General features: G+C 46.3%; 8 protein-coding genes and 1 other RNA gene. 3 read left to right on the top strand and 6 right to left on the bottom strand.

All coding sequences use genetic code 11. The features are described from left to right. The first annotated feature begins 172 nt into the window (after nt 1-172). Nucleotides 173-569: a transfer-messenger RNA gene (ssrA, locus tag HXT29_RS00685) on the top strand. A gap of 68 nt (nt 570-637) precedes the next feature. Here ssrA and miaA read toward each other — a convergent pair. Then, nucleotides 638-1,651 carry a tRNA (adenosine(37)-N6)-dimethylallyltransferase MiaA gene (miaA, locus tag HXT29_RS00680; protein ID WP_032842568.1) on the bottom strand — a complete coding sequence of 338 codons (1,014 nt, stop codon included), beginning with the start codon at nt 1,649-1,651 and terminating at the stop codon, nt 638-640. Nucleotides 1,652-1,793: 142 nt separating this feature from the next. On the opposite strand from miaA, the gene HXT29_RS00675 reads away from it, so the two are divergent. Together HXT29_RS00675 and HXT29_RS00670 are read left to right on the top strand one after the other, a co-directional pair. Further along, nucleotides 1,794-2,603, top strand: a complete 810-nt coding sequence (locus HXT29_RS00675) for a GTP pyrophosphokinase (RefSeq protein WP_004107417.1) — start codon at nt 1,794-1,796, stop codon at nt 2,601-2,603. A 162-nt stretch (nt 2,604-2,765) separates the two neighbouring features. Further along, entirely contained in the window at nt 2,766-3,512 is a 747-nt protein-coding gene (locus HXT29_RS00670; protein WP_422118382.1) for a Bax inhibitor-1/YccA family protein, read from the top strand. 633 nt (nt 3,513-4,145) lie between these two features. Here the strand turns inward: HXT29_RS00670 and tuf are convergent. The 5 genes from tuf to HXT29_RS00645 form a co-directional block, all read right to left on the bottom strand. After that, the gene (gene tuf, locus HXT29_RS00665; protein WP_004118785.1) at nt 4,146-5,345 is read right to left on the bottom strand and encodes an elongation factor Tu; all 1,200 of its coding nucleotides are present in this window, start codon (nt 5,343-5,345) and stop codon (nt 4,146-4,148) included. 168 nt (nt 5,346-5,513) lie between these two features. Continuing rightward, a complete protein-coding gene (fusA, locus tag HXT29_RS00660; RefSeq protein WP_004107409.1) occupies nt 5,514-7,643 on the bottom strand; it encodes an elongation factor G in 2,130 nt (709 codons plus the stop codon). A 42-nt stretch (nt 7,644-7,685) separates the two neighbouring features. Beyond that, nucleotides 7,686-8,156 carry a 30S ribosomal protein S7 gene (gene rpsG / locus HXT29_RS00655; RefSeq protein WP_004107405.1) on the bottom strand — a complete coding sequence of 157 codons (471 nt, stop codon included), beginning with the start codon at nt 8,154-8,156 and terminating at the stop codon, nt 7,686-7,688. Nucleotides 8,157-8,159: 3 nt separating this feature from the next. Continuing rightward, the gene (gene rpsL, locus HXT29_RS00650) at nt 8,160-8,531 is read right to left on the bottom strand and encodes a 30S ribosomal protein S12 (RefSeq protein ID WP_003813881.1); all 372 of its coding nucleotides are present in this window, start codon (nt 8,529-8,531) and stop codon (nt 8,160-8,162) included. A gap of 267 nt (nt 8,532-8,798) precedes the next feature. Further along, nucleotides 8,799-10,049: a cell division protein FtsQ/DivIB gene (locus tag HXT29_RS00645; RefSeq protein WP_004118781.1), complete on the bottom strand. Its 1,251-nt coding sequence runs from the start codon at nt 10,047-10,049 to the stop codon at nt 8,799-8,801. Nucleotides 10,050-10,081 lie beyond the last annotated feature (32 nt).

Below are 10,081 nucleotides of genomic sequence, written 5' to 3'. Positions count from 1 at the left end.
TGGCAAATAAAATCACCTAACTAATAGTATACTAATCAATACCCCCCCCCCAAAAAAAATCATCCGAACGACTATGCCGTGAGGAATAAGTGCTCAAGCAGTTCGTCGCGTTAAAATATGATACAATGTAGAAATGTGTGCTCTAGAGCAACAATTGTTTGAAAAATCAAAAGGGGTCGATCGGTTTCGACGGCGATCTGTTCGCCGCGGGGAAGCGTGCCGAGAATGCGGAAGTCCACTCGTAAACGTCCTTTCGCAAAAGAATAAGTGCTAAATCTAATCGCACTGAGTTCGCTCTCGCTGCCTGAGCTTCGCGCCAGGATTAACCAGTGAGCAGCTGCTCCGTTCACCCACTCACGTCTTCGGAGTGGTGCTGAACGTCATAAGAAGACTTGCTTGAATTGCCGAGCTGCAGGGCAATTCAGGGACTTTGACTGTAGATATGCTCGCCATGAATTGTCTGCGATAACATGGGGGCAGAAAAACTGCCGCACGGCCAGCAGACTACGCACGTAGAAGACCGAGGGTACGGTCACCGGACCGGGGTTCAATTCCCCGCGACTCCACAAACGCAATAACGCCACTGCTCAAACAGTGGCGTTTTTTGTAGCAAATCCCAATGTTTTCAATGCTTAAATTAAACGTTAAAAGCATCTCCGAGATGGTGCTGAGTAGCGTGCTCAGTAGCGTCAGAACTATTGCAATCAAACTCCCCCGCATCCGCAGCATCAACAATCGCGAGCGCAGCTTCCGCAAGATCCGGTCGCAACGCGTCCAACCAGTAAATGCGTGCATCCCTACCAAACCAACCCATTTGTTTGCGTGCAAGTCGTCGAGTTTTTTGCGCAATATCCGCAAAAGCCTCATCCTCACTCCAAACGCCATCCAAATAATCCATAATCTGCTGGTAGCCAAGAGCACGAGCTGCAGTCACACCCAATCGCCCTCGAATTGCGCGCACCTCATCCACAAAACCCTGCTCACGCATAATTTGCGTACGTAAATCCACGCGCTTATCTAAATCTTCACGACGCAAATCTAAGCCAATTTGCACGCAATCAATCACATACTTATACTTCGGAAGCGTTGCGGAATAAGGCTTTCCTGTAAGCTCAATCACTTCAAGCGCGCGAATTGTACGTCGCGGATTGCGCGCATCCATATGAGCCGCAGCAACCGGATCCTTCTGCTTCAACTCATCAAACAGCGCACTTGCTCCCTCTTTGCGCTCGCGCTCCTCCAAAGCTGCACGAATAGACTCATCCGTGCCTGGGAATGTAATATCATCCACAGCAGCACGAGCATACAATCCCGATCCTCCAACTAAAATCGGCCTCACACCACGCGATTGCAACTCACTAATACACTGCCTTGCCAAAGTTTGAAAGCGCGCAACCGTCATCGTTTCTTCAGGATCAATAATGTCAAGCAAATGGTGTGGTACTTCCGCCTGCTCCTGCGCACTCGCCTTAGCCGTGCCAATATCCATGTAACGATACATTTGATACGCGTCTGCGTTGATGATTTCCGCACGAATCCCACGCTCAGCTAATTTTTGCGCAAGCGCAATACCAAGACTAGTTTTGCCTGAAGCTGTAGGACCAACTATTGAAATTACTTTAGGAATATTATCCTGCTTATTTTCAGACAAAATACACTCCCCGTCAAAATACTTTCCTAGATTTTGCTTGCGCGCAATCACCTAAGATATTTATATCACGCTTTGCAAAGAATATTACATTTACATACGCACTCCCAGACGTTTAGCAGTTTTTATAGTATTATTAAAAGACGTGATACTTGATCGTCATAACCGCGTAAACGCAGCAGAACTCTATGCGCGTCTTCATAGCAACGAAGCAGCTAATGAAAGCAACAATTTAAGTAGCAATGTAAGCAATACAAAAAATCAACAAAATTGCTCCCAATGCGACAAAACTAATTCGCTTATGCTTCCTGAAGACCAAATCGACGAATTTGTAAACATGATGCAAATTTACGAAGGAGCAATGTACGAAATAAGTACAAAGCTCGAGATTCTAGATAGCGAATTTCAGGTGCGATTCTCTCACGACCCAATTCACCACATGGAACGCCGTCTTAAATCAGTGCACTCAATTTTTGAGAAGCTGCAAAGGCGTCATCTAGATATTTCCACACGCTCTATACGTGATAATCTTTTCGACGTAGCTGGAATTCGCGTAATTTGCAACTACTGCGACGATGTGTATTCTGTAGCACAATATCTTTCTAAACAAACAGACATTCAAGTATTGCAAGTTAAGGATTATATTAAGAATCCAAAACCTAATGGATACCGCAGTTTGCACGTAATTTATGCAGTTCCTGTGTTCTTGTCTTCTGGAGCACACTACACGCCAGTTGAAGTGCAATTCCGAACTATTGCGATGGATTATTGGGCTAGCTTGGAGCACGCTTTAAGATACAAAGCCGGTTTGCCAGATGCAAAGTTGGCTGAACACTCTCAAACTTTGCTCGATTGCGCGCATAGCTTGCAAAATATTGAAACACAAATGCAAGGTATTCACCGCGATATTAATGGTGCTCCTCAAGTTGAAGAGGCACCTAATAGTAAGGCATAATATCAATGCGAAGCGCAAGATTACGAAATACTAAAATCAGCTTATTGTACGAACGTATAAATTATGCTGTATTTTTTTAGCATTTTCCCAGATGCTTTAATTATAATTGTGTGAGAACGTTGTCTTGACAGCGTTTTATTTCATAGCTGTTAAGGAGAAATAATGACAAACTTTACTCAAGATTATTACAGAAGCGGTGCTCCTGAGGTTATTGACACTCAGGCAACATATGCTTTTGAAGAAGCAAAAAGAGTTTCAGTAGGACGCACTTATGGTGAAATGACGCTTGGATTGATTGTTACAACTCTTGTGGCACTGTTCACTCAGAGCGGTAATTTCTGGCTTAGATTTATGTTTGCAACCCGCGGATGGGGTTGGATGATGCTGGCAATTGCTCAGGTTGTGATAGCAGTTGTTCTTGGAACGCGTTTAATGAAGATGAGTGAGACAACAGTACGAGTTTTGTTCTATGCTTATGCTGCTTTAACAGGATTCACTTTAAGCTCAGTCTTTCAAGTATTTAGCCTTGGATCCGTGGCATTAGTGTTTGCTTTAACTGCAGGATTCTTCCTGTGCTTGACAATGCTTGCACTTACTACAAAAAAGGATTTGCTTAAAGCTGGTCCAATTTTAATGGTTGCATTACTTGTATTCGTTGTTGCGCAAATTATTATTTCGTTTATTGGGCAAGATACTGGAACCATGCGTCTTATGGCTGGAATTGGCATCGTTATTTTTGCAGGTTTAACAGCTTACGATGCTCAGCAAACTCGCGCATTACTTGCACAATATGAAAATCAGCCTGAAATGGTTAAGAAAGTATCTATTTTCTGCGCATTCCAGCTGTTCTTGGACTTCATTAACATGTTCATCTACTTGCTAGAGTTGCTTGGAGATAATAGAGATTAGTAGTTCTGATTTTCTAAACACAAAAACCCTGCTGAATTCGTTCGGCAGGGTTTTTATTTATGTGTTCTGTGTTCCAAACATGGGCGCGACGACATGCTTGAGCGCAGCATTGCGCGCACGAAAGCAACTCGGAGCGCCGAGCTTGCTCAGGGTTGAAAGCACAGTGTGCTTTCAACGCAAGCGAGGTTTGTCTTCGTCAATAAAGATGAAGACAGGGCAGGTTAGTGTGGTAGTTCATTTTTTTTTGGGGGGGGGGTTGTGTTTTGTGTGCGCGACGACATGCTTGAGCGCAGCATTGCGCGCACGAAAGCAACTCGGAGCGCCGAGCTTGCTCAGGGTTGAAAGCACAGTGTGCTTTCAACGCAAGCGAGGTCTGCCTTCGTCTCGATTGACGAAGGCAAGGCAGGTTCGTGTGGTTGGATTTTAGAAACTGGGTTGTGTTTTGTGTGCGCTGATGACATGCTTGAGCATTAACCACAACCGTGCTTCGCATGCCAAATCGCGCTTTGAAGGAGCTTGAAATCCAATGATTTCAAGCTCCTTCAAAGCGCGCACGAACATAATAAAGACCCCGCGAGGAAACTCGTGGGGTCTTTATTAAGCCTTAGCTAATATTTTCAGTTAGAGAAAATACTAGGCAAGAATCTTGGTCACACGACCGGAACCAACGGTACGGCCACCTTCACGAACTGCGAAGGTCAAGCCCTCTTCCATTGCGATAGCCTGGATCAACTCAACAGTGAAGGTTGCGTGATCGCCTGGCTGAACCATCTCAACGCCGTCTGGCAAGGTGATAACACCGGTGACGTCGGTGGTGCGGAAGTAGAACTGTGGACGGTAGTTGGAGAAGAACGGCGAGTGACGGCCACCTTCATCCTTGGTCAAGACGTAAACTTCGCCTTCGAACTTGGTGTGTGGGGTCACAGAACCTGGAGCAGCCACAACCTGACCACGCTCAACGTCGGTACGGTTGATACCACGGAGAAGAAGACCAGTGTTATCGCCAGCCTCGGCCTCATCCATCTGCTTGTGGAAGGTCTCGATGGAGGTAACGGTGGTGGTCTGAGTTGGACGCAAACCAACAATCTCAACTGGGGTGTTGATTGGGAGCTTACCACGCTCAACACGACCGGTGACAACGGTACCACGACCGGAGATGGTGAACACATCTTCGATTGGCATCAAGAATGGCTTGTCAAGATCGTGAGTTGGGGTTGGGATGTACTCATCAACAGCCTTCATGAGCTCCTTGACGGTCTCTACCCACTTCTCGTGATCTGGAGCGTCATCGTGCAAAGCACCGTAAGCAGAGGTGCGGATGACTGGGCAGTCGCGATCGAAGCCGTTTTCTTCGAGGAGGTCACGAACCTCTTCTTCGACGAGGTCGATAAGTTCTGGATCATCAACCATATCGCACTTGTTCAAAGCAACGAGGATCTTCGGGACACCGACCTGCTTAGCGAGCAAAACGTGCTCACGGGTCTGAGCCATAGGACCATCGGTAGCAGCAACCACGAGGATTGCGCCATCCATCTGAGCAGCACCGGTGATCATGTTCTTCACGTAATCAGCGTGGCCTGGAGCGTCCACGTGAGCGTAGTGACGCTCAGCGGTCTGATACTCGATGTGTGCGATGTTAATGGTAATGCCGCGTTCCTTCTCTTCTGGAGCGGCATCAATCTGATCGAAGTCATACTGAGGGTTCAGATCTGGATACTCGCCATGCAGCACCTTAGAAATAGCCGCGGTCAAGGTAGTCTTACCGTGATCAACGTGACCAATGGTACCAATGTTAACATGCGGCTTAGTACGCTCGTACTTTTCCTTTGCCATGTGTTTGTCCTCCTGGACGTCTCGTAGTTTGCCTCACACATTTGTGAGAGGTCTTTCGCTACATATTACTGGGTTTCTGGGTTAGGTGCCACTTCGGTGCCAGAACCCAGTCAACGTAGGAAATTCTAGCGTTGACCGGGGACAGAAAACACCGAAGTAGCGTGCGCTTTATTCGCCGCGCTGAGCCTTAATAATCTCGTCCGAAACGGCCTTCGGGACCTCCGCGTAAGAGTCCATCTGCATGGTGAACATTGCGCGGCCCTGAGTCTTAGAACGAAGATCGCCAATGTAGCCGAACATTTCGCTCAGCGGCACCTTGGCATCGATAACTTTCACGCCAGTAGCATCAGTCATAGACTGGATGTTACCGCGACGAGAGTTCAAATCGCCCATGACATCGCCCATGTACTCTTCTGGAGTACGGACTTCGACAGCCATAATTGGTTCGAGAATTACCGGATTAGCCTTAGGAGCAGCTTCCTTGAAGCACATGGAACCTGCAATCTTGAAGGCCATTTCCGAAGAATCGACATCGTGAGTCTGACCGTCGGTGACGGTTGCTTTTACACCCACAACTGGGAAGCCAGCCAAAACGCCGGATTCCATAGCTTCCTGCACGCCTGCATCGATTGAAGGAATGAATTCCTTGGTGATGTGGCCGCCGGTAACTTCGTTGACAAACTGGTAGGTTTCGCCAGATTCTGTGTCGAGAGGCTCGAAGTTCATCAAAACCTTTGCGAACTGACCAGAACCACCGGTCTGCTTCTTGTGAGTGTATTCCTGGTTCATAACAGCCTTACGAATCGTCTCACGGTAAGCAACTTGTGGCTTACCAACGTTCGCTTCGACCTTGAACTCACGACGCATACGATCAACGATAATGTCAAGCTGAAGCTCGCCCATACCGGAAATCAAAGTCTGACCAGATTCCTCATCGGTCTTAACCTGGAATGTAGGATCCTCGTCAGAAAGCTTAGCCAAAGCCAAGCTCATCTTTTCCTGATCAGCCTTCGTCTTTGGCTCCACAGCAACCTCGATAACAGGATCTGGGAATGTCATGGATTCCAAAGAAATTGGGTTCTTTTCGTCGCACAAAGTATCACCAGTGCTGACGTTCTTCAAACCAACGAAGGTGTAGATGTTACCAGCTTCAGCTGAATCTACAGGATTTTCCTTATCAGCATGCATCTGGAAGATCTTACCAACGCGTTCCTTCTTGGACTTCGTGGAATCGTACACGGAATCGCCTGGCTTTACTTCGCCAGAGTAAACGCGCACGAACACGAGCTTGCCATAGAATGGATGGGTTGAAATCTTGAATACCAATGCTGCGAATGGATCTGTATTAACTGGCTTACGGTCAATTTCAACGGATTCATCGCCTGGCTTGAAGCCCTTAATAGATGGAACATCTTCTGGGCTTGGGAGGAAGTCGACAACAGCATCCAGCATTGGCTGAACACCCTTATCCTTGAATGCAGAACCGCAAGTTACTGGGAATGCCTTACGCTCAATGGTAAGCTTACGGATACCAGCGCGCATTTCTTCTTCAGTAAGTTCGCCAGTTTCAAGATACTTCTCAACCAGCTCATCGTCAGCTTCAGCAACCTGATCCATAAGCTCAGCACGATACTGTTCTGCACGTTCCTGCAAATCTTCAGGAATGTCAACGGTGTCATAGTGAGCACCCATATCGTCCTTAACGTCATTCCAGACGTAAGCCTTCATACGAATCAAGTCAACAACGCCGACGAAGTCGTTTTCAGCACCGATTGGAAGCTGAATAACGAGTGGAGTTGCACCGAGCTTCTCCTTGATGGTCTTGACAGAATAGTAGAAATCAGCGCCAAGCTTATCCATCTTATTGATGAAGCAGATACGTGGGACGCTATACTTATCAGCCTGACGCCACACGGTTTCGGACTGAGGTTCCACACCTTCCTTACCATCGAAGACTGCTACAGCACCATCGAGCACGCGAAGGGAACGTTCCACCTCAGCGGTGAAGTCCACGTGGCCTGGGGTATCGATGATGTTGATCTGATAGCGATCATCAACGTCATGAGTCTGACGCTTCCAGAAGCAGGTAGTTGCAGCAGACTGAATAGTAATACCGCGCTCCTGCTCCTGAGCCATGAAGTCCATGGTAGAAGCACCATCATGAGTTTCACCGATCTTGTAGTTCTTACCAGTGTAGTAAAGAATACGTTCGGTGGTAGTAGTCTTACCAGCATCAATGTGCGCCATGATGCCGATATTACGAACCATATTCAGGTCGTTAAGCACATCTTGTGCCATATTCTTATCCTTAGCTCTTTAAGATACCGATTATCTTGTGGATTACCAGCGATAGTGAGCAAAAGCCTTGTTTGCTTCTGCCATCTTGTGGGTATCCTCGCGGCGCTTCACGGAAGCACCCAAGCCATTGGAGGCATCGAGAATTTCGTTGGCCAAACGCTCAGCCATAGTCTTTTCACGACGAACACGTGAGAAGTCAGTAAGCCAGCGGAGGGAAAGAGTGTTTGCACGAGCAGGCTTAACTTCGACTGGAACCTGGTAAGTTGCGCCACCAACGCGGCGAGAACGAACCTCAAGATTTGGACGAATGTTATCAAGAGCGCGCTTCAATACAGAAACTGGCTCCTGCTCGGTCTTTGCCTTCACCTGCTCAAGAGCGGTGTAGACGATGTTTTCTGCGATGGACTTCTTACCATCGAGAAGGATTTTGTTAATCAACTGAGCCACGACGGTCGAGCCGTAGATTGGATCAGGAAGCAGTTGATGCTTTTTTGCAGGTCCTTTACGTGACATGTTTTACTTCGCCTTCTTTGCTCCATACAGGGAACGACCCTGCTTGCGGTCCTTGACACCCTGGGTATCTAATGCGCCACGCACGATGTGGTAACGCACACCTGGGAGATCCTTCACACGGCCACCACGCACGAGCACGATGGAGTGCTCCTGCAAGTTGTGACCTTCGCCTGGAATATAGGCGGTTACTTCAATACCAGAGCTGAGGCGCACACGAGCAACCTTACGAAGCGCGGAATTTGGCTTCTTAGGAGTGGTGGTGTACACACGGGTGCACACGCCACGACGCAGCGGGCTACCCTTCAAGGCCAAAGTCTTTGACTTTTTCGGCTTGGCCTGACGTCCTTTACGGACAAGTTGTTCAATCGTAGGCAACTTAAGTTCTCCGATTCATTGTTATTTTCTATTTGGTGAAAACCGCCACACTGCAGCACACCATAACCAAAGAATCGGTTAAAGAGTAAAAGCCACAGTCCACCGGCCCGATGGCCCTCGCGCCTCCAGCCACACATTACTGCGCACTATCTTTGGCACTTGGGATATCCCAACACGCACGCCTATAACATAAGGCACGCCGTTGGCACACACGAATTACTATTATACACCTAATCTTGACAATGCAATTAATAAAGTTTTAAAACCCTATTTAAGAATTGGACGCACAGGAGCAGACACATCTAAGCTGCGTTTGTTTCCAATTTTACTAGGATCATCAATAATCTTGGCAACAATAGCTTTCTTTAACTCAATCTGAGACGAATTGCCCCATATAATAGTTTTTTTAACATCCCCTAATTCTGTTTCGACAGAATCTTGAGTTTTTGCACTAACTCTCGTAACTCTAGCTCGCAAAGATTCCGAAAGTGAACTAACAATTTTTACAGCTTCAAGTACCGCTCTATTATTCAAACTTCTTTGCACATTTGAAACTTCAATAACAGGTATTCCTTGTGTTGTAACTTGAGCTACGGCATTTAACACGCGACCTTTAGCGTCAACAGCAGTTAATTTATTGCTATCTCGAGTTTTGAGCATTGCTGCAGGACGTTGCGCATGTACAGAAACATGCAAACCATTAGGAAAATTCTTAGAAACTTTTGCTTCAGTTACGCCAGGAATATCGTTAAGTTGGTTAATTACTTCTTGAGAAGAAACTAAAAATAGTGATTTACCAACCTGAGTTGACGCAATTGAAGCAATTTTTTGCTCACTCACCCACTCGTTAGATCCAGAAATACTTATATCGCTAGACTTAAGAAGAAAAACTGGCGAGAAGAATAAAAACCAAACAATCGCCGAAACAGAGGCAATCACTGCAAGAATTGCAAGAATTCGTTTAACAGTAAATTGCAAATAAGCAGATTTACGTTCTTTCAAACGCTCTCGAAAATTAATTATTCTAGGACGAGTAATCATTCCAAGAGAACCAGAAGTTTGACTTAAAGTTTTTCTTACAAAATCAAGCTTCGGCAAAAGTCTAGCGTCAACAAACTTACCTTGATGATTTTTTTCATTAACATCAGCTACTCGTATTTGCGATGTGTTTTGGCTGATTATATGCCTTTGGAAACGCTGGTCTTTGCGCAACGACGAAGCAGATCTAGGTTTAGAAATATGAATTTTTTCATCACGCGTTTTTTTGATACTAGATTTTTTTATATTAGATCTTCCGATATTAGATTTCGCACCACGCGCTATGCCACGCAATACACCACTACGCAATTCATTATTAAGCAATTCAGCACTACGAGACGCACTACTACGAGACGCACTACTGCTGGATTTATTACTACGAGACTCTTCAGTACGCGCAATATTAAGACTTGAAACGGTACGACGATGCGAATTATTTGCATCAGCATCGTACGATTTGCTTGACCTCACGCGACCCATAATTGCCTCTCGTAATAATTTATTTATATTTT

The organism is Gardnerella sp. DNF00550 (assembly GCF_049262685.1).
In the GTDB taxonomy this organism is placed as follows: domain Bacteria; phylum Actinomycetota; class Actinomycetes; order Actinomycetales; family Bifidobacteriaceae; genus Bifidobacterium; species Bifidobacterium leopoldii.
The sequence above is the reverse complement of the archived record's forward strand: the minus strand, read 5'-3'. Positions and strand labels throughout refer to the sequence as shown.

Bases quoted from the DNA above. Each gene is read 5' to 3' on its own strand.
- tuf (WP_004118785.1), bottom strand. From the start codon at position 5,345: ATGGCAAAGGAAAAGTACGAGCGTACTAAGCCGCATGTTAACATTGGT.
- rpsG (WP_004107405.1), bottom strand. From the start codon at position 8,156: ATGTCACGTAAAGGACCTGCAAAAAAGCATCAACTGCTTCCTGATCCA.
- HXT29_RS00670 (WP_422118382.1), top strand. From the start codon at position 2,766: ATGACAAACTTTACTCAAGATTATTACAGAAGCGGTGCTCCTGAGGTT.
- HXT29_RS00645 (WP_004118781.1), bottom strand. From the start codon at position 10,049: ATGGGTCGCGTGAGGTCAAGCAAATCGTACGATGCTGATGCAAATAAT.
- fusA (WP_004107409.1), bottom strand. From the start codon at position 7,643: ATGGCACAAGATGTGCTTAACGACCTGAATATGGTTCGTAATATCGGC.